Here is a 17,757-nt window from a genome sequence, read left to right as displayed (position 1 = left end):
ATTGAATATCAATAAATATGTGTTCCTTTGCCAGTGTTCAATCAATTCTTTTATCACATGGCAGCCATAAGATTAAAACGCTTAATGGGGTTAAAAAATACCGTCGTCTTCAGTCGGGTGCTCGTCGGACTATTTATGTTCGGTACGTTTGTATTCTCCTGCCAGATGATAGGCAAGACCTACGAAGCGGCCACGGGTAATCCCGAAGTGCGGTTGGCGCTCAACACCACTTCGCCCAACCTATTTTCGGCGGCACACGACATGAACGCTGGCTTCGAAGATGGGGCTGCTGGCCGGCCAATGCGGCCGGAGCGGGGGCCCCTTCCGGCGTTGAGCGCCGCCGTGGGTTTTGAATTGGCAGCGGATCCACACACGCCTTTACTTCGCTACCGCGAACCCAACCCCTGGAAAAGAGTAGCGCTGCTGCACCTGGGGGCCGCCGATGGTCTTTTTTCGTTGTCCTGGCTTGTATTCATCGGCGTGGGCAGTTGGCTGCTGTGGCATTTACTGCTCGATGTAACGCCCGAAACGCCTTTTACCCGCGCCAATGCCCGGCGGCTGGCCCGGCTGGCCTTGCTGGTGTTGCTGCTGGGCCAGGCCCAGCATTTGGCTTATCTGGCGCTGCGGGCGCTGGTACCCGCGTTCCACACCCCCGGCGTGGCCGAAACCCTCAACCACTACGTGCGCCTGAACACCGACGACAGCCTGCCGGGCACTTGGTCGGGCGTCATGCTGGCGGTAATCGCCGTCGTGTACCGGCGCGGCGTGGAGTTGAGCCAGGAAGCCGAACTCGTTATCTGATGCCGATTATTGTGAACCTTGACGTGATGCTGGCCCGGCGCAAAATGACACTCAGCGCCCTGGCCGAGGCCGTGGGCATCACCCTGGCCAACCTATCTATCCTGAAAAGCGGCAAGGCCAAAGCGGTGCGCTTCAGTACGCTGGCCGCCATTTGCCAGGCCCTGGACTGCCAGCCGGGTGACTTGCTGGAGCACAGCCCCAACCCGGCCGACCTGCGCCCGGGGGCCGACGGCGAATGAGCACTGGGGCCCCAGCGGCCATAAAAAAAGCCCCGACTGGCGAGGCTTCTTTTTATGGCTAGATGATTTGCTTGGTGTGTTTCATCATGTCGTAGAGCAGCTCGCGGGCGCGGTGCAGCTGGGCTTTTACGGTGCCGAGGGGAGCTTTGAGCTCGGTGGCGATTTCCTCGTAGCTCAGCTCGTCGAAGTAACGCAGGCTCACGAGGCGCTGGTACTTGTCGGGCAGGCGCGAGACGACGTGGCGCATGATTTCGATTTTCTGGTTGCGCACGGCGTGCTCGGCCGGGTTCAGGTCGTTGTCGCGGAAATCGATGGTGATTTCGTCGCCGTTGTCCACCTTAATGGCCGAGTCAATCGACATCGTTTTGATTTTATTCTTGCGGATAAAATCGATGCAGTTGTTGGTGGCGATGCGGAAGAGCCAGGTGCTGAAGGCGTACTCGGGGTTGAACTTGTGCAGGTTTTTGAAGGCCTTGGCGAAGGCCTCGATGGTGAGGTCCTCGGCGTCGTCCTGGTTGCGCACCATTTTTAGCACCACGTGGTACACGGGCTTCTTGTAAATCTGCATCAACTCGGCGTAGGCCTTCTCGTCGCCGTGGTCCACGGCGGCGCGAATTAGCTTGAAGTCGTGCTTGGCCTTGGCGGAGAATTGCTTCTGGATATCTTGATTATTAGTTACTTCCATCGAAGGGAACGCTTGAATAGCAAGGAAAGGCTGATGGTAACGTATTGGGCGAAGTAAAGGCCGTCGAGCAGCGGTAGCCACGCAGTCGGCAATTTCTGTTCCAATCGCCGGCCAAGGACGCCATACACGTAGGCCTGCGCAAAGGTTCGCAGGGCCCAAACAACCGCCAAAGGTACCCAATGTTCGGGCGAAAATACTAGCCCGACGGTAAGGGCGTAGGCCAATACATTGGCCATTACGAAGGTGCCGATGCGGGCGCGGTCGGCCAGACGGTAGCGGCTACCGGCCGAAAGGTGGCGGCGCTTCTGCGTCCACCAAGCCCCCCAAGTGGCGGCCGGCTCGCTGAGCGTGTGGGCAGGCGGGTCGGCCACCACGGCCGCGCGCAGGCCTTGGGCCACTGCGTCTTGCACCAGCAGGTCGTCGTCGCCGCTAAGGCGGCGGATGTGGCTGGCGAAGCCCTTGGTGGCCACAAACGTGGCCCAGGTGTAGCCCAGGTTGCGGCCCACGCCCATGTAGGCCCGCCCGCGCCAGGCAAAGCTGAGGTACTGAGCGGCCGTGAGCAACGTTTCGTAGCGGATGAGGCGGTTGAGCAGCCCGGGGCCCTCGGCGTAGCCCGAGAAGCCGAGCACCAGGCCGGCCGGGGCCCCGGGGCCCCCAAAGCCGCGCTGCATCAGGCGCAGCCACTGGTTGGTGGCCGGGATGCAGTCGGCGTCGGTAAATAGGAGCCGGGCGTGGGCGGCGGCCTTGATGCCCAGGGTGAGGGCGTACTTTTTGGGGGCGAAGCCGTCGGGCGTGCTCTTCACCGTGACGAGGCGGAAGCGGCCGGCGTAGTACTGCCCCAACTGCTGGGCGTAGTCCTGGGTTTCGTCGTAGCTGCGGTCGTCGATGAGGACGACCTCGAAGCCCGCCGGGTAGTCCTGCTTCAGCAATAAAGGCAGCAGGCGGCGCAGGTTTTCGAGCTCGTTGCGGGCGCAGACGACGACCGATACCGGCTCGTCGTCGGGCCCCGGGGCGTCGGCCGGGGCCTCGGCGGGGCGGCGGGCGAAGGGCCCAAAGTAGTAGAACCAGTAGTAGAACTGCGCCAGCACGCAGGCCACCAGCAACCAGAAAATGGGGGACTTGGGCAAATACGGAGGCAACGGCAAACGGCGCGGATGAGCCGGCAAAGGTAGGGGCCCCGGGCCGGCGGGGTTACCTTTGCGGGTGCTTATGACCTTTGACCTTCTCGCCCGCGACCCCGCTACCAAGGCCCGCGCCGGGCTGCTGCACACGGCCCACGGGGCCATCGAAACGCCCATTTTTATGCCTGTGGGCACGGCCGGCACCGTGAAAGCCGTGAGCCAGCAGGTGCTGCGCACCGATGTGCAGGCCCAAATCATCCTCGGCAATACCTACCACCTGTACCTGCGTCCGGGCCTGGAGGTGCTGCAAGCCGCCGGAGGCCTGCACCAGTTCAATGGCTGGGACGGGCCTATTCTGACGGACTCGGGGGGCTACCAGGTGTTTTCGCTCAGCAACACCCGCAAGATCAAGGAAGACGGCGTGACGTTTCGCTCGCACGTCGACGGCTCGAAGCACCTGTTTACGCCGGAGGGCGTGATGGACATCCAGCGCGTGATTGGGGCCGACATCATCATGGCCTTCGACGAGTGCACGCCCTGGCCCTGCGACTACGACTACGCCCGCCGCTCGCTCGACCTGACGCATCGCTGGCTGCAACGCTGCATCCAGCGCTTCGACGCCACCGAGGGCCTGTACGGCTTCGAGCAAAACCTCTTCCCCATCGTGCAGGGCAGCACCTTTAAGGACCTGCGGGTGCAGTCGGCCGAGTTTGTGGCGGCCCAGGGGCGGGCCGGCAACGCCATCGGGGGCCTGAGCGTGGGCGAACCCGCCGAAATGATGTACGAGATGACCGAACTGGTCTGCGACATCCTGCCCGCCGACAAGCCGCGCTACCTGATGGGCGTGGGCACGCCAGCCAACATTCTGGAAAACATTGCCTTGGGCGTGGACATGTTCGATTGCGTGATGCCGACCCGCAACGCCCGCAACGGCATGCTGTTCACCACGCAGGGCATCGTCAACATCACTAATAAGAAGTGGGCGACGGACTTCACGCCCATCGACCCCGGCCTGCCGGGCGTGGCCAGCACGTTCTACTCGCGGGCTTATTTGCGGCACCTGTTCCAGTGCAAAGAGCTGCTGGGGCCCCAAATTGCCTCGGCCCACAACCTGGCCTTCTATTTGTGGCTGGTGCGCGAAGCTCGCACGCAAATCCAGGCCGGCACGTTTGGGCCCTGGAAAGACCGGATGGTGCAGCAGGTGATGACCAGATTGTAATTAAAAATTATGAATTAAAAATTAAAAATGTCCGACAAGAATAGCCACTGAACTGCCGGGCCCAGGTTTAAATTTTTAATTCATAATTTTTAATTTTTAATTCCTTTTCAGGTGAACATCCTCGATAAATACATTATCAAGAAATTCCTCACGGCGTTCGTCTTCACGGTGCTCATCATCGTGTCGGTGATTTGCGTGATTGACTTCACCGAGAAGAACGACGACTTCATCCAGCACAAGCTGACGATGAAGCAGATTGTGTTCGAGTACTACGTGTTCCTGTTTCCGTACTTCTCCAACCTGCTGGCCCCAATCACTATTTTCATCGCTGTGGTGTTCGTAACGGCTCAGCTGGCGACGCGCACCGAGATTGTGGCCATTATGGCCAGCGGCGTGAGCTTCAAGCGGTTGCTGGCGCCGTACCTGGCGGCGGCCGCGCTAGTGGGGCTGTTCATTTTCGCGCTCACGGGCTGGGTGCTGCCGCTGGCTAATAAGCAGCGCGTACGCTTCGAGCGGGCCTACGTGAAGCTGCCCTATACCTTCAAGGGCCACGACGTGCACATCCGCATTGGGCCCCGCAGTTACGTCTACATGCAGAGCTACGACAGCAACCGCAACGTGGGCTACCGCTTTGCCTTAGAGACAATTGACAGCACTATTCTGCACCGGCGCATGACGTCCGACGCCATCAGCTGGGACTCGACCAAGCAGGCTTGGCACATGTCGCCGCAGCTCATCCGCACCTTCCGGGGCCCCCAGGACGAGACGCTGCTGACCGTGGCCGCCCGCGACACCACGCTGCGCCTTACGCCCAAGGACTTCGCCAGCCACTACCACGAGGAGGAAACGCTGACCCTGCCGCAGCTCAACGCCTTCATCCAGGAGATGGTGGACCGCGGGGCCGACGACACGGCCACCTACATGAGCGCCAAGTACGAGCGCTACTCCTACCCCTTCGCCACGCTTATCCTTACCCTCATCGGCGTGTCGCTAAGCGCCCGGAAGTCGCGGGCCGGGGTGGGCGGGCAAATTGCGCTGGGCTTCGTGCTGGCCTTCGTGTTCATCATTTTCGTGATGCTGAGCCGCAACCTAGCCCAGGTGGGCACCCTCGCCCCGCTGGTGGCCGCCTGGGTGCCCAACAGCATTTTCCTGGTCATCGGCTTGGCGCTGTACCGCTTCGTGCCGAAATAGGTGAATGGGCGACTGAGGGAATGGAGGAATGAGGGAATGAAAAAAGGCCGTCATGCCGAGCGCAGCGCAGCATCTTTATAGCTGACTAATTAATTCCTGGCGCGGTAAAGATGCTGCGCTGCGCTCGGCATGACGGCCTTTTGCTTTTAAATAGGCGGCCTCTTTTGCTCCCCTCATCCCCCATATTTCTTCGTTCCTCCATTCTCTCATTCAACCATTCCTCCCTTGCTCAAAGACTACCTCCGCCTTCATTTCATTGTGCTGCTGTGGGGCTTCACGGCCATTTTGGGCAAGCTGCTGGCCCCCACGCCGGCCGTGGAGCTGGTATTTTGGCGCACGCTGCTGGCCAGCAGCGGGCTGGGGCTGCTGCTGGCGGCGCGGGGCCTGGGCGGGCGCCTGCCGTGGCGCGAGGCCCTGAAGCTGCTGGGCGTGGGCACGCTGGTGGCCGCGCACTGGATTACGTTTTTCCTGGCCGCGCGCCTCTCGTCCGTCAGCGTGTGCCTGGCGGGCCTGGCTACGCTGGCCCTATGGACCTCGCTGCTGGAGCCGCTGTTGCTGTGGCACCGCGTGCGGGCCTACGAAGTAGCCCTGGGCCTGGGGGCCATGCTGGGCCTCTACCTCATTTCGCAAGCCGAGCTGAGCCAGCTCACGGGCCTGCTGGTGGCGGTGGGCTCGGCGGGGCTCTCGGCCTTGTTTAGCGTGCTGAATTCGCAGCTGGTGAAGCGCCACGCGCCGGTCAAGCTTACCTTTTATGAGATGGCGGGGGCCTGCCTGAGCATCGCCCTGTTCCTGCCTTTCTACGGGCGCTACTTCACCCAGGGCGCGGGCGTGCAGTTGGCCCTGCACGGCTACGGCTGGCTGTGGATGGCCGTGCTGGCGGGCGTGTGCACGGTGTACGCCTTCTCGTCGTCGGTGGAATTGATGAAGCGCCTGTCGGCCTTCGTCGTCAACCTGACCATTAACCTGGAGCCTGTCTACGGCATTTTGCTGGCCCAGCTGCTGTACTGGTGGCGGGTGCCGGGCTTCGGGCAGGAGCGCATGTCGGGCGGCTTCTACCTGGGCACGGTCATCATCCTGGCCAGCGTGCTCATCCACCCCGTGCTCGACCAGTGGAACCGCCGCCGGGCCCGCCGCACCCAGGCCCTGGGCGCAGTGGTGTAGCGTGGGGCGCTGCACGCTGGGGGCTCCAAGAAGCTAGTTGAGTCAATAAGAACGCCCTAGGCGGTCATGCTGAGCGCAGCCGAAGCATCTCTCCCGCTGAGTAAATCTGATTAGTGGAGCGGTAGAGATGCTTCGGCTGCGCTCAGCATGACCGTTTTTAGTAGCTCAGTCAGCTCATAAGGAGGTTTTTCGGGTTGCTTTGTTGAAAGGCCTACTACGCCTCTTCCCATGACCATCATTTACTGGCTGCGCAACGACCTGCGCCTGCACGACAACGAAGTGCTGGCCGCCCTGCCGCCCGGCGCCACGGCCCTGCTGCCGGTGTACTGCTTCGACCCCGCCGCCCTGGGCCCCGACGCCTACCTGGGCCTGCCCAAAGTGGGGCCCCACCGCCTCCCCTTCCTCCTCGAAACGCTGGCCGACTTGCAGGCGCGCTACGCCGCGCTGGGCTCCGGCATCCATTTCGCCACCGGCCAGCCTGCCGACGTGCTGCCCGCGCTGGCCCGGCAGCTGGGCGCGCAGGCCGTGTGGGCCAGCGCCGAGCCCATTACCGAGGAGGCAGCCGCCGAAACCGCCCTGGCCGCCGCCCTGGGGCCCCAGGTGCCGCTGCGCCGCTTCGAGAACCTGTCGCTGCTGCCACCCGCCGACCTGCCCATTGCCGTGCGCGACCTGCCGTTTTCGTTCAGCAAGTTCCGGTTTGACGTGGCGGCGAAGGTGCCGGTGCGGCCGCCGCTGCCCCCGCCGCACCAGCTGCCGCCACTGCCCGCTGGCTTCGCGCCGGCCGCGCTGCCCACGGCGGGGGCCCTGGCCGCGGCGCTGGGCCAGCCGGCGCTGGCCTTAGTGGACCGCCACCGCCACTCGGCCCGGCCAGCGCTGGGCGGGGGCGAAACTGCCGCCCTGGCCCGCCTGCACGACTTTGCCGTGGCGCGCCGCCTCATCGGGCGCTACGACGACACCCGCAACCAGCTGCTGGGCGAGGCTTTTAGTACCAAGTTTTCGGCCTGGCTGGCCAATGGCAGCTTATCGGCCCGCCAGGTGTGGGCGGCCATTGATGGCTACGACGCCGCCCACGGAGCCCGCAGTAAGGGGGCCCAGCAATTGCGGCTGGAGTTGCTGTGGCGCGACTACTTCCGGCTGCTGGCGCGGCGCGTGGGGCCGGCGTTTTTTGGCTGGCGCGGCCTGCGCGACCAAATTCCCAAACCTATCCGTCCCGACCGGGCCGTGTTCGACGCCTGGGCCGGCGGCCGCACCGGCAACGGCTTCGTGGATGCCAACATGCGCGAGTTGGCCGCCACCGGCTTCATGAGCAACCGCGGCCGCCAGAACGTGGCCAGCTACCTCATCCACGACCTGCACCAGGACTGGCGCTGGGGCGCCGCCTGGTTCGAGCACCAGCTCGTGGACCACGACGCGGCCCTGAACTGGGGCAACTGGAAGTACATCGCCGGCACCGGCACCGACGTGCGCGACACCGCCTTCGACGTGGCCCAGCAAGCCAAGCGCTACGACCCGCAGGGCCGCTACGTGCGCACCTGGCTTGCGCAAGCCGTTGGATTTTAAACGCTTTTCTGGGTTAATAGCACGGTCATGCTGAGCGCAGTCGAAGCATCTCTCCCGCGGACTAATCATCATTACTGCCGCGGGAGAGATGCTTCGACTGCGCTCAGCATGACCGTTTTACCAGTTTAAGTAGCTTCTCATACGATACCTCACAAACCAACTTATCAACCGCCCTGGGGCCCTACAGCTGCCCGCGCCACACCAGGTACTCGGTGGGCCACTCCAGCGCCGGGGCCTCGGCTTGGCCGGGCCACAGGCCGTACACGGCCGAGCCTGAGCCCGACAAGCTGGCGTAGGCCGCACCGGCGGCGTAGAGCTGCTGCTTGATGGCGGCCAGCACCGGGTAGGTGGGCGTCAGGGCGGTTTCGAAGTCGTTGGCTACGGTGCGGCGCCAGGTGCTAATCGGGGCCCCCAGGGCTTCGCGTAGCGGGTGGGCGGGCGCGTGCGGCACGATGCGGGCGTAGGCTTCGGCCGTGCTGATGTGCAGGCCGGGGTACACCACGGCGCAGGCCGTGCCGGACAGGTCGAGGCTAATTTCTTCGAACACGTCGCCTTTTTCGCGGGCCAGCACGGGCTTGTTCTGGATAAAAAAGGCGCAGTCGGCCCCCAGGCGGCGGGCGTAATTTTCCAGCGCTTCCGTTGATAAATTCAACCCAAACAGCTCGTTGGCTGCCTTCAGGGCAAAGGCCGCATCGGCCGAGCCGCCGCCCAGGCCCGCCCCGATGGGCACCACTTTGTGCAGGTGCAGCTGCACGGGCGGCAGCTGCGGAAAATCGGCTTGCAGCAGCGCGTAGGCTCGCACGCACAGGTTCGTATCGGGGGCCCCGGGAATGGGGCGGCCGCTGAGGCCCAGGCTGGTGGAGTGGCCCGGGGCGGCGGGCAGCAGCTCCAGTGCGTCGGTCCAGGGCAGGGGCACAAACACGGTTTCGAGGGTGTGGAAGCCGTCGGGGCGGCGGGCCGTGACGTACAGGCCCAGGTTGAGCTTGGCGTTGGGGAAGTTGAGCAAGGCGGGAAAGAGTGCTGGGTGGAGAATAATTAAATAGCTACAGTAGACCGTCATGCAGAGCGCAGCGAAGCATCTTTACCGCGGCAGCAATCAGAGTTAGTTACGCAGTAGAGATGCTTCGCTGCGCTCTGCATGACGGTCTAATAAATCTGTACCGGAGCCCCTGGAACGTTTTAATAAATCTGCCTGGGAGCCCTGGGGATTACCGGGCAGCCGGCGAAAAGCTGGCCGCCCGGGCCGGGGGCCTATTTTTGTTCATGCCCGCGGCCGCCCAAAATTCAGCATTCCCCGCCCAAAGTTTCTACGTGCGCCGTGGCAAGCGCTGGCTCGACGTGGCCGGGGCCCTGGCGCTGCTGCCCCCGGCCCTGCCACTGCTGGCGCTGGGGGCCCTGCTGGCCGCCGCCCAAAACCGGGGCCCCTGCCTGTTTCGGCAGCCGCGGCCGGGGCTGGGCGGCCGGCTGTTTACGCTCTACAAACTGCAAACCATGACCATGGCCCGCGACCCAGCCACTGGCCAACTGCTGCCCGACGCCCAGCGCCTGCCGCGGCTAGGCCGCTGGCTGCGGGCCACTTCGCTCGACGAGCTGCCCCAACTCTGGAACATCCTGCGCGGCGACCTAAGCTTGGTGGGGCCCCGGCCGCTGCTGCCGCAGTACCTGCCGCTGTATTCGCCGGCGCAGGCGCGGCGGCACCTGGTGCGCCCTGGCCTCACGGGCTGGGCCCAGGTGAACGGGCGCAACGCCATTGCGTGGGAGGAAAAATTCGCTTTTGATACCTGGTACATCGACCACCTGTCGTTGGCGCTGGATCTGAAAATACTGTGGCGCACCGCGGGCCGCGTGCTGGGCGGCGCGGGCGTGGCGGCCCCGGGCCAGGCCACAACCGAGGCTTTTCGGGGCCCGGCGTAGGCGGTGTGGGGCCCCGGGCCGACCTTTGCGGCTCACTTGCCCCCTGCCCCACCTGCCCGCCGCATGACCCAATTGTTCTTTTCGGATTACTACGCCGGGCCCGGCACCGGCCGGCCGCTCGTCATTTTTGGGGCCGGCGGGCTGGGGCGCGAGGTGCTGGGCCTGGTGCAGCAGCTGCCCCCGGGCCCCGACGGGGCCCCCGCCTGGGAGGTGCGCGGCTTTTACGACGACGTAGCGCCTGCCACGCCCACCGTGGCCGGCCTGCCCTACCTGGGCACCGGCGCCGACCTCAACGCCACCGCTGAGCCGCTGGCCGTGGCCGTGGCCGTGGGCAGCAGCGCCGGCCGGGCCACCGTGGTGGGCCGCCTCACCTCGGCGCAGCTGGCGTTTCCGGCGCTGGTGCACCCGGGCGTGGTGCTGGGGCCCGCCCAGCGCATCAGCTTGCGCGAGGGCTGCATCATCCAGCAGGGCTGCATTTTGACCTGCGACATCGCCCTCGACCGCTTTGTGCTGCTCAACCTGGGCTGCACCGTGGGCCACGACGCCGTGCTGGGCGAGTTCTGCTCGCTGATGCCGCGCGCCAACGTGGGCGGCGCCGCCCGGCTGGCCCCCGGCGTGTACCTTGGCACCGGGGCCACCGTCATCCAGGGCGTGGCCGTGGGCGAGTACACCACCGTGGGGGCCGGCGCCGTGGTGGTGCGCGCCCTGCCGCCCCGCACCACGGCCGTGGGCGTGCCGGCCCGGGTGATTAAATAGGTTAATTAAAAATTAAAAATGATGAATTAAGAAGGGCTGCTCAAGCAGAGCCGAACAATTCCTCCCTCAAAATTTTTAATTTTTAATACATAATTTTTAATTCCCCTTAGTGCGCAGCCAAGACCACGACCGAATTTTCCTTTCCCCACCCCACCTCGGCCGCCACGAGCTGAACTACGTGCACAAGGCCATCGAGGACAATTGGGTGGCGCCCGTGGGGCCCAACTTGGTGGGCTTCGAGGCCGACATCTGCGCGGCGGTGGGCGTGCCGTTTTGCGTGGCCTTGAACTCGGGCACGGCGGCGCTACACCTGGGCCTGCTGCTGCTGGGCGTGGGCGCCGGCGACGAAGTGCTGTGCCCCTCGTTTACGTTCGTGGCCACTGCCAACGCCATCCGGTACTGCGGGGCCACGCCGGTATTCGTTGACAGCGAAGGCGATACCTGGAATATCTGTCCCGTGCGCCTGCGCGAAGCCATCGAGGACCGGCTGCGGCGCGGCCGCAAGCCCCGGGCCCTGCTGCTGGTGCACCTCTACGGCATGCCGGCCCAAGTGGCGGAGATTGTGGCCCTGGCCCAGGAGTTCGATATCCCCATCCTCGAAGACGCGGCCGAAGCCCTGGGGAGCACCTGGCGGCAGCAGCCGCTGGGCGGTTTCGGGCGAGTGGGCGTGTTCTCGTTTAATGGCAATAAGATACTGACCACCAGCGGCGGCGGGGCCCTCGTGACGCACGACCCAGCCTTGGCCGAGCGCGCCCGCTACCTGGCCACCCAGGCCAAGGACGCCGCCCCCCACTACCAGCACTCGGAGGTGGGCTACAATTACCGGCTGAGCAACGTCCTGGCCGGCATCGGCCGCGGCCAGATGGGCCTGCTGGCCGACCGCGTGAAGCGCCGCCGCGAGATTTTCCGGTGGTACCAGGAGCACCTTGCCGGCCTGCCCGGCTTGGCCGTGGCCCCCGCCGCCGAGCCCCCCGGGGCCCAGTCCAATCGATGGCTCACCACCGTGCTGCTCGCCCCGCCTGACCCGACCGCCGGGGCCCCCGCCGCCACCCCCGAAACCCTGCGCCTGGCCCTCGAAGCCCGCAACATCGAAAGCCGCCCCCTCTGGAAGCCCATGCACCTGCAGCCGCTCTTTGCCGAGGCGCCGATGTACGGCGGCGCGGTGTGTGCCGGCCTGTTTGCCCGGGGCTTGTGCCTGCCCAGCGGCACCGCCCTCACCGATGCCGACCTGCAGCGCATAACAGGGGCCCTAAAAGAAGCGTTGCACTGAAGGAGGCGCCGCGCAGCCTGGCCCCTTTATTGCCGTAGGGCCCCCGCGGGGCCCCGCTTTGCCGTTAAAGGCCCAGCCAATCTTTTTTACCCATGAATCATTCCCGACTTCTTGCCGCCGTGCTGCTGCTGGCGCTGCCCGTGGCCGCCCGCGCCCAAACCAACCCCGCCACCAAAACCACCACCGTGGCCAAGCCCACCACTGCGACTAAGCCCGCCTCCGAGCAGGTAACCGAAGTAATTGAGGACCTGGACCCGGCCACGGGCAAGGTCATCCGCCGCACCACCCGTACCACCACCCTGCCCGCCGGCACCGCGTTGCCCAGCGGCGGCAGCACTGCCATAGCCGCCGATGGCCGGGCCACCGATTCGCAGGTGTCGGATTTCTTCCGTGAGAAAACCACCGTAGGGGCCCTCACTGCCCCCGCCCTGCTCGACGCTTACAGCCGCTTCATCGAGAAAGTGCGCGCCGAACGCCGCACCTGGACCCCAGCCAACTGGGCAAACGCCGCCGCCGTGCTCGGCAGCCTCAACGGCCGTTACGAGCAGGTGCGGGCCAACTTCGTGCTCGACGACAAGGTGACCATCCGCTCGCAGCAGGCCGAATTCCAGACCCTGCGCACCGCCCGCCAGCTCTCCGACCAGGTATCGGACAAGCTGTAAAAGGGCCCCGAACCTGAACATTGGGCCGTGCCGCTGGGTTGGGGCCCTTCACCGTTTGCGTTTTTCATGCCCCTTTCCAAACCCACCGTCCTCATCACCGGCGCCACCGGTCAGATTGGCGGTGACACCCTGCGCCGCCTGCTCGCCGGCGACTCCATTACGCCCGTAGCCGCGGTGCGCTCGGCGGCAAAAGCCCAGCCGTTTCACGACCCGGGCATTCGCACCGTTATTCTCGACTTTGACAAGGAAGAAACCCTGGGGCCCGCCCTGCACGGCATCGACCGGGCCCTGCTGGTGACTGGCTACACCGTGGACATGCTGCGCCAGAGCAAGGCGTTTCTCGACTAGGCCCAAAAAGCCGGGGTGCAGCACCTGGTGCACCTGGGGGCCTGCGGGCGCGACGATGCCACGGTGGCCCACTGGGCCTGGCACCAGCTCGTGGAGCGCTACATCGAGTGGCGCGGCTTCTCCTTCACGCACCTGCGCCCCGAAACCTTCATGCAAAACCTGCTGAGCTACGGCGGCACCCAGGTGGCGCGCCAGGGCCTCAATACAGCAGTACGTGGGCGACGCGCGCCTGAGTTGGGTGGATGCCGAGGACGTGGCCCAGGTAGCAGTGCAGGCCCTGCTGCACCCCGAGCGCCACGCCGGCCAAACCTACCGGTTGGGCTACGAGGCCAAATCGTACGACGAAATTGCCGCCACCATGGCCGAAGTACTGGGCAAGCCCTTTCGCTACGAAGCCGAGGCCCCCGAGATTTTCCGCAAAAACATGCGCGCCGCTGGCGCCGAAATGGCCTACATGGACTGCGTGTACGACCACTACAAGCGCTACGCTGCCCACACCATCCCGGGCGCCGACGACACGTTCGACAACTTTCCCGCCATCACCGGTTAGCAGCCCACTTTATGGGCCGATTTCGTGCAAAAGCACCGCGCTTCGTTTGATTATTAGCGCCTCCGGGCGCTCGTAATCGGTTGATGGGTTTCCAGATATTTGTCTGGAGAAAAACAACGGTCATGCAGAGCGCAGCGAAGCATCTTTACCACGCAAGTAATCATTTACTGCTGCGGTAGAGATGCTTCGCTGCGCTCTGCATGACCGTTGTTTTTATAGCCTTACGACTACATCCTTACCTAGGGCCCCAGCCAGCTCAATGGTGATGATGCTCCTCCTCGGGCGGCGGGGGCAGCTCGGCGGCGGCGCGGTAGAGCAGGGCGGTGGGCACGCGCGGGTAGTGGTGGTGCAGGTGATGGAAGGCGAACGAGGCCGTAATGGGCGTCCAGGCTTGGGCGAGGGCGGCGGCGGTGCGGGCCACCGGGTTGCGCGACGACACGTGGTGCGGCACGTACGAGGCCCAGATGGGCATCGTAGCGCTCATGAAAAATGCTACGGCCCAGTACACCAGCCCCACCGGCGAGCCGGTGAGCCAGTACAGCGCCACAAACCCCGCCAGCAGCGCCAGCGTGCTGGCCGTTTCCAGCAGCTGGATTTGTTTGGTATTGGGCGCGATGCGCAGGGCTTCGCGGCGCAGCATCAGCGTGTGCCAGGGGCCTTGCCAGAGCACGCGTCCGAAGCTCCAGGTGGCGGGGGCCCCCTCGGGGTCGGCCTCGGTGAGGCAGCGGCCGTGGTGGCGCAAGTGCGTCACCTGCAAACCGTGGCCACTTTTGAGGATGAGCAAGCCGCTGAGGCTGAGCACCCGCTTGTTGGCGGCTTTGCTGAGGCCCAGCGCGTTGTGCATGGCGTCGTGCATCTGCACGAAGGCCGCCAGGCACACCACCACCACCAGCGGCACGGCCAGCCACCACCAGCCCGCCATCGCCAGCAAAACGTAAATGCCCAGCAGCACCCAGGGCCGGGCCAATTCGATGCGCCGCTGGGCGGGCGTGAGTTGCAGGTTCATACCGGATAAAGCTGGTTGAAAAATGCCTTTTGGGGCCCCGCAGCGCGCTGGGGCCCCGCGCGGCTCAGTCGCGGATTTCGTGGCGTACGGGCAGCGCGTAGGCCGGAATGTCGGCCGCGGCCACTGTGCGCCAGGTGGGCCGGAACGAGCCATAGTAGCCGAAGAGCTTGCCAAACACCGGGTTGCGTACCTCCACCTGGATGCGGTAGCAGTCTGCCTCGTCGTCGTACCACTCCTCCACGTCGGCCAGGCCCGAAAACAGCATCGGGAACCGGAACGTCACGGGCCCCTCGTGGAAGCGCTGCTCGCCCGAGCGCAGCCGCAGGCCGCCCCGCGCGGTCACGGCCAGGTCGATGTCGACGGCCAAGTGCTGGTGCGTGCCCAGGTAATCGACGATGCGGCCGCGGGTTTCGCTCCGAATCATGGTGGCGTCGAAGCAGCGGGTGTGGCCCGGGAAGGCGAAGCGCCGCACCCAAGTCACGGTTTCGCGGCCCAGCGGGTCGCGGTAGGCGTAGTTTTCGATGCGGAACGGCACGTTCTGGCCCGCGTCGGGAAACATAATGTTGCGCCGTAGTCCAATGCGCAAAAAAGGCTGGGTGTAGAACGGCCCGTGCCACACGCGCTCCATCGTGCCCTCGCCCACAAAGGCGCGATTGTCCTCGCTGCTAAACGCCAGCCGCTCCTGAATGCGCGGGTGCAGCTTATAAAAATCGGCGCCAAGCTGCTGCTGATAAATGGAGGCCATGGACGGGGTTGAAGAAGGGAGACTTGTTTTAGATTATAAAAAAGGCCGTCATGCAGCGCGTAGCGAAGCATCTCTCCCGCAGCAGTAATCCTGATTAGTTGAGCAGTAGAGATGCTTTGGCTGCGCTCAGCTTGACGGCCTTTTTTTGGGTTTTTTATTCGGGAGAAGCTCTGGCAAATTCGGGAACCACTCTAATGAGCAAGACGAACTAAACGAGTTGGGGCACAGGCGCTACAGCGGTAGGCGCGGCCACGGGGGCCCCAAGGGGCGGCTGGCGCAGGCAGCGAGCGGCGCGGGGTACCATTTCGGCGGGTAGCAGGAGTGCCACGGCGGCCAGCGCCATCAGCGAGACGTTGAGCGTGAGCGGGTTGAAGGGCGCCACGAACACGGCTGGCTGGCTAAACAGGGCCCCGGCGCCCAGCACCAGCAGCCCCACCAAGTGCAGCCAATACACGGGCCGCAGCCGCTGCGCCGGCAGCAGCCAAAATAGCAGGCCAAACAGGATTTCGCCTATTCCCACACCCGCCGCTATGTAATGCGCCGCGCCGGCCGAAAAGCCCGCGCCCTGCAAAATGGACAGCTCGCCGGTGTCCGGAAACAGCAGTTTGGGCACCACGCCCTGGTACACCCACACCGCGCCCAGCGTGGCACGCGTCAGCCCGTCGGCCAGGGCCAGGCGGCGCGACACGGCCGGCCGCTGCCCGGTTTCGAGCCATAGCCGCAGGCAATCGAAGCTCCAGGCAGTGGCCCAGCCGATGAGCGGCCGGAACGCCAGCCGGTCGAGCCACTGGCCCGCGGGGCCCCCGCGCGTTTGGTAGTCGTACTTGGTGAAGAACCGCAGGCCATCAGCCGTGGGCACGTACTTCCAGAAGCCAGCGCCCTCGCGGATGAGCGACACCCATTCGTCGGACCAAAACTTGAGCACCGACGTGCGTTCGCCGTTCTTTTCCTTGGTGCCCAGGCTCTCGCCGCGCCCGGCCACGCCCAGCCCAAAGCCGATGCGCGTGGCGTACAAAAACTGCTGGGGCGCGGCCTCCGACGGCCGGGGCAGGTAGGTGATTTCGGTGAAGCGCAGGTCCCATTGCTGGTGCAATTCGGGCTGCTGGGTGTGCTCCCACAGCGCCTCCAGGGGGCAGCGGATGCGGGCTTCAACGTAGAGCGGCGGGTTCTTCATAGCGCGTGCGAAAGGTAGCCCAGCCCGGCCGCGAAGCCAAGCGCTGGTGCTACCTATTCGCCTCCTTCTCAGGAGAATGCCGCACCTGCTTGGCTTAATGCAACGGCCAAGCGGGTCCCGGGGCCCCTACCCCAGCGCCTGGGCCAAATCGGCGAGCAGGTCGCTCGCTTCCTCGATGCCCACGCTGAGGCGGATGAGGCCCGGGGTGATGCCCAGGGCCCGGCGGCGCTCGTCGGGGATGTGGCGGTGCGAAGTGGCCAGCGGGTACGAGCACGACGAATCGACGCCGGCCAGCGACGGGGCCAGCGGAAAGAGCTGGCTCTTCTGAATAAAGGCATCGGCGGCCGCCGCGGTGTCGTCGGCCAGCCGGAACGAGAGCATGCCGCCGAACTGGCCGCCGCGCAGCTGGGCCGCCGCCAGGGCGTGGCCGGGGTCGGTGGGCAGGCCGGGGTAGAACACCTGCCCCACGGCCGGCTGCTGGGCCAGGAACTGGGCCACGGCCAGGGCATTTTCGGAGTGCTGGCGCATGCGCAGGCGCAGAGTTTTGGTGCCGCGCAGGGTCAGCCAGCTTTCCAGCGGGGCCAGGGTGAGGCCGAGGCTGCCGCCCACCTGGCGCAGGCGTTGGGCCACGGCCGGGTCGCGGGCCAGCACCAGGCCGGCCGTCACGTCGGAGTGCCCGCCGAGGTACTTGGTGGCTGAGTGCCACACCAGGTCGGCGCCCCAGCTAAATGGCTGGCTGATGGCGGGCGAGGCGAACGTGTTGTCAATCAGCAGCAGCACGCCCTGGGCCCGGCAGGCGGCGGCCAGCCGGGGCCCGTCGAGCACGGTCAGCAGCGGGTTGCTCAGGGTTTCGGCCAGCACCAGCTTGGTGTTGGGGCGGGCGTGGCGGGCCAGGTCGTAGAGGTCGGCCAGGGGCACGTAGCTGGTTTCGATGCCCAGGCGGCTCAGCTCATTGGAGAGCAGCACCACCGAGCCGCCGTACAGCTCGGCGGGGCAGAGCACGTGGTCGCCGGCCTGGCAAGTGGCCAGCACGGCGGCCAGCAGCCCGCTTAGGCCCGCGCCGGTGGCCACGCCGGCCAGGGCCCCGCCGGCTACGCCCTCAAGTTGGGCTACGGCGGCCACCAGCTCCTCGGTATTGGGGTGCTCGGAGCGCGAGTAGCCGTAGCGGCCGCCGCGGCCCGGGGCGGTGTAGTACTCTTCTAACTCGGCCAGGGAGGCAAATTTGAAGACCGAAGTTTGGTAGATGGGGGTGACTTTGGGATGGATATTGGTCAAATTCATGGCAAAGGGCTCAGACCCGGGCGAAAGAATGCGTCAAAGTAACGCCGAAGTTAGGGCTCGTTGATGGCCCCGAC

General features: G+C 65.2%; 19 protein-coding genes. 12 read left to right on the top strand and 7 right to left on the bottom strand.

Going from position 1 to position 17,757, the window contains the following annotated elements:
• Positions 1-165 precede the first annotated feature (165 nt).
• Together AXW84_RS04055 and AXW84_RS04050 are read left to right on the top strand one after the other, a co-directional pair.
• Positions 166-801: a DUF2975 domain-containing protein gene (locus tag AXW84_RS04055; RefSeq protein WP_068229047.1), complete on the top strand. Its 636-nt coding sequence runs from the start codon at positions 166-168 to the stop codon at positions 799-801.
• Complete coding sequence (locus AXW84_RS04050; RefSeq protein WP_068229043.1) at positions 801-1,040, top strand: helix-turn-helix domain-containing protein; 240 nt, start codon at positions 801-803, stop codon at positions 1,038-1,040. The genes AXW84_RS04055 and AXW84_RS04050 overlap by 1 nt, the downstream gene beginning before the upstream one ends.
• Positions 1,041-1,098: 58 nt before the next feature.
• Here AXW84_RS04050 and AXW84_RS04045 read toward each other — a convergent pair whose 3' ends face one another.
• Both AXW84_RS04045 and AXW84_RS04040 read right to left on the bottom strand, forming a co-directional pair.
• Positions 1,099-1,725 (bottom strand): RNA polymerase sigma factor, encoded by a 627-nt coding sequence (locus AXW84_RS04045; protein ID WP_068229040.1) that lies wholly within the window; start codon positions 1,723-1,725, stop codon positions 1,099-1,101.
• On the bottom strand, positions 1,716-2,852 hold the full coding sequence (locus tag AXW84_RS04040; RefSeq protein ID WP_068229037.1) for a glycosyltransferase: 1,137 nt from the start codon (positions 2,850-2,852) through the stop codon (positions 1,716-1,718). The genes AXW84_RS04045 and AXW84_RS04040 overlap by 10 nt, the downstream gene beginning before the upstream one ends.
• An 82-nt stretch (positions 2,853-2,934) precedes the next feature.
• Here AXW84_RS04040 and tgt point away from each other — a divergent pair, with 82 nt between their 5' ends.
• From tgt to AXW84_RS04020, 4 genes are all read left to right on the top strand, one after another.
• The gene (gene tgt, locus AXW84_RS04035) at positions 2,935-4,065 is read left to right on the top strand and encodes a tRNA guanosine(34) transglycosylase Tgt (protein ID WP_068229034.1); all 1,131 of its coding nucleotides are present in this window, start codon (positions 2,935-2,937) and stop codon (positions 4,063-4,065) included.
• 111 nt (positions 4,066-4,176) lie between these two features.
• Entirely contained in the window at positions 4,177-5,256 is a 1,080-nt protein-coding gene (locus AXW84_RS04030) for an LptF/LptG family permease (protein ID WP_068229031.1), read from the top strand.
• Between the two features lie 225 nt (positions 5,257-5,481).
• Positions 5,482-6,417, top strand: a complete 936-nt coding sequence (locus tag AXW84_RS04025; RefSeq protein WP_082773685.1) for a DMT family transporter — start codon at positions 5,482-5,484, stop codon at positions 6,415-6,417.
• A 228-nt stretch (positions 6,418-6,645) separates the two neighbouring features.
• Positions 6,646-7,977, top strand: a complete 1,332-nt coding sequence (locus AXW84_RS04020; protein ID WP_068229025.1) for a DASH family cryptochrome — start codon at positions 6,646-6,648, stop codon at positions 7,975-7,977.
• Positions 7,978-8,158: 181 nt separating this feature from the next.
• Here AXW84_RS04020 and ispE read toward each other — a convergent pair whose 3' ends face one another.
• Positions 8,159-8,983: a 4-(cytidine 5'-diphospho)-2-C-methyl-D-erythritol kinase gene (ispE, locus tag AXW84_RS04015; protein ID WP_068229022.1), complete on the bottom strand. Its 825-nt coding sequence runs from the start codon at positions 8,981-8,983 to the stop codon at positions 8,159-8,161.
• Between the two features lie 257 nt (positions 8,984-9,240).
• Here ispE and AXW84_RS04010 point away from each other — a divergent pair, with 257 nt between their 5' ends.
• From AXW84_RS04010 to AXW84_RS25430, 6 genes are all read left to right on the top strand, one after another.
• Complete coding sequence (locus AXW84_RS04010) at positions 9,241-9,891, top strand: sugar transferase (protein ID WP_068229017.1); 651 nt, start codon at positions 9,241-9,243, stop codon at positions 9,889-9,891.
• A gap of 63 nt (positions 9,892-9,954) precedes the next feature.
• The gene (locus tag AXW84_RS04005) at positions 9,955-10,647 is read left to right on the top strand and encodes a NeuD/PglB/VioB family sugar acetyltransferase (RefSeq protein WP_068229014.1); all 693 of its coding nucleotides are present in this window, start codon (positions 9,955-9,957) and stop codon (positions 10,645-10,647) included.
• A 109-nt stretch (positions 10,648-10,756) separates the two neighbouring features.
• Positions 10,757-11,917, top strand: coding sequence for a DegT/DnrJ/EryC1/StrS family aminotransferase (locus tag AXW84_RS04000; RefSeq protein WP_068229011.1), 1,161 nt, complete (start codon positions 10,757-10,759; stop codon positions 11,915-11,917).
• A gap of 92 nt (positions 11,918-12,009) precedes the next feature.
• A complete protein-coding gene (locus tag AXW84_RS03995; protein ID WP_157886799.1) occupies positions 12,010-12,579 on the top strand; it encodes a hypothetical protein in 570 nt (189 codons plus the stop codon).
• Positions 12,580-12,645: 66 nt separating this feature from the next.
• On the top strand, positions 12,646-12,927 hold the full coding sequence (locus AXW84_RS25440; protein ID WP_204248419.1) for an NAD(P)H-binding protein: 282 nt from the start codon (positions 12,646-12,648) through the stop codon (positions 12,925-12,927).
• A gap of 214 nt (positions 12,928-13,141) precedes the next feature.
• Positions 13,142-13,477, top strand: coding sequence for an NmrA family NAD(P)-binding protein (locus AXW84_RS25430; RefSeq protein ID WP_204248418.1), 336 nt, complete (start codon positions 13,142-13,144; stop codon positions 13,475-13,477).
• 256 nt (positions 13,478-13,733) lie between these two features.
• On the opposite strand, the gene AXW84_RS03985 is transcribed toward AXW84_RS25430, so the two are convergent.
• The 4 genes from AXW84_RS03985 to AXW84_RS03970 all read right to left on the bottom strand — a co-directional run bounded on the left by AXW84_RS03985 (position 13,734) and on the right by AXW84_RS03970 (position 17,683).
• Positions 13,734-14,483, bottom strand: a complete 750-nt coding sequence (locus tag AXW84_RS03985) for a fatty acid desaturase (RefSeq protein ID WP_068229004.1) — start codon at positions 14,481-14,483, stop codon at positions 13,734-13,736.
• Positions 14,484-14,547: 64 nt separating this feature from the next.
• On the bottom strand, positions 14,548-15,228 hold the full coding sequence (locus AXW84_RS03980) for a DUF4166 domain-containing protein (RefSeq protein WP_068229002.1): 681 nt from the start codon (positions 15,226-15,228) through the stop codon (positions 14,548-14,550).
• A gap of 208 nt (positions 15,229-15,436) precedes the next feature.
• Complete coding sequence (locus AXW84_RS03975) at positions 15,437-16,402, bottom strand: DoxX-like family protein (protein ID WP_068228999.1); 966 nt, start codon at positions 16,400-16,402, stop codon at positions 15,437-15,439.
• 126 nt (positions 16,403-16,528) lie between these two features.
• Positions 16,529-17,683 (bottom strand): trans-sulfuration enzyme family protein, encoded by a 1,155-nt coding sequence (locus AXW84_RS03970; RefSeq protein WP_068228996.1) that lies wholly within the window; start codon positions 17,681-17,683, stop codon positions 16,529-16,531.
• Positions 17,684-17,757: the final 74 nt, after the last annotated feature.

This window comes from Hymenobacter sp. PAMC 26628 (assembly GCF_001562275.1).
Classification (GTDB): Bacteria; Bacteroidota; Bacteroidia; order Cytophagales; family Hymenobacteraceae; genus Hymenobacter.
Note: the sequence above shows the minus strand (reverse complement) of the source record. Positions and strands in the feature narration are given on the sequence as shown.

Excerpts from the sequence above, each read along its gene's own strand:
- AXW84_RS04055 (WP_068229047.1), top strand. The coding sequence starts at position 166 with ATGATAGGCAAGACCTACGAAGCGGCCACGGGTAATCCCGAAGTGCGG.
- AXW84_RS04050 (WP_068229043.1), top strand. The coding sequence starts at position 801 with ATGCCGATTATTGTGAACCTTGACGTGATGCTGGCCCGGCGCAAAATG.
- AXW84_RS04045 (WP_068229040.1), bottom strand. The coding sequence starts at position 1,725 with ATGGAAGTAACTAATAATCAAGATATCCAGAAGCAATTCTCCGCCAAG.
- tgt (WP_068229034.1), top strand. The coding sequence starts at position 2,935 with ATGACCTTTGACCTTCTCGCCCGCGACCCCGCTACCAAGGCCCGCGCC.
- AXW84_RS04020 (WP_068229025.1), top strand. The coding sequence starts at position 6,646 with ATGACCATCATTTACTGGCTGCGCAACGACCTGCGCCTGCACGACAAC.
- AXW84_RS04010 (WP_068229017.1), top strand. The coding sequence starts at position 9,241 with ATGCCCGCGGCCGCCCAAAATTCAGCATTCCCCGCCCAAAGTTTCTAC.
- AXW84_RS04005 (WP_068229014.1), top strand. The coding sequence starts at position 9,955 with ATGACCCAATTGTTCTTTTCGGATTACTACGCCGGGCCCGGCACCGGC.
- AXW84_RS03995 (WP_157886799.1), top strand. The coding sequence starts at position 12,010 with ATGAATCATTCCCGACTTCTTGCCGCCGTGCTGCTGCTGGCGCTGCCC.
- AXW84_RS25440 (WP_204248419.1), top strand. The coding sequence starts at position 12,646 with ATGCCCCTTTCCAAACCCACCGTCCTCATCACCGGCGCCACCGGTCAG.
- AXW84_RS03985 (WP_068229004.1), bottom strand. The coding sequence starts at position 14,483 with ATGAACCTGCAACTCACGCCCGCCCAGCGGCGCATCGAATTGGCCCGG.
- AXW84_RS03980 (WP_068229002.1), bottom strand. The coding sequence starts at position 15,228 with ATGGCCTCCATTTATCAGCAGCAGCTTGGCGCCGATTTTTATAAGCTG.
- AXW84_RS03975 (WP_068228999.1), bottom strand. The coding sequence starts at position 16,402 with ATGAAGAACCCGCCGCTCTACGTTGAAGCCCGCATCCGCTGCCCCCTG.
- AXW84_RS03970 (WP_068228996.1), bottom strand. The coding sequence starts at position 17,683 with ATGAATTTGACCAATATCCATCCCAAAGTCACCCCCATCTACCAAACT.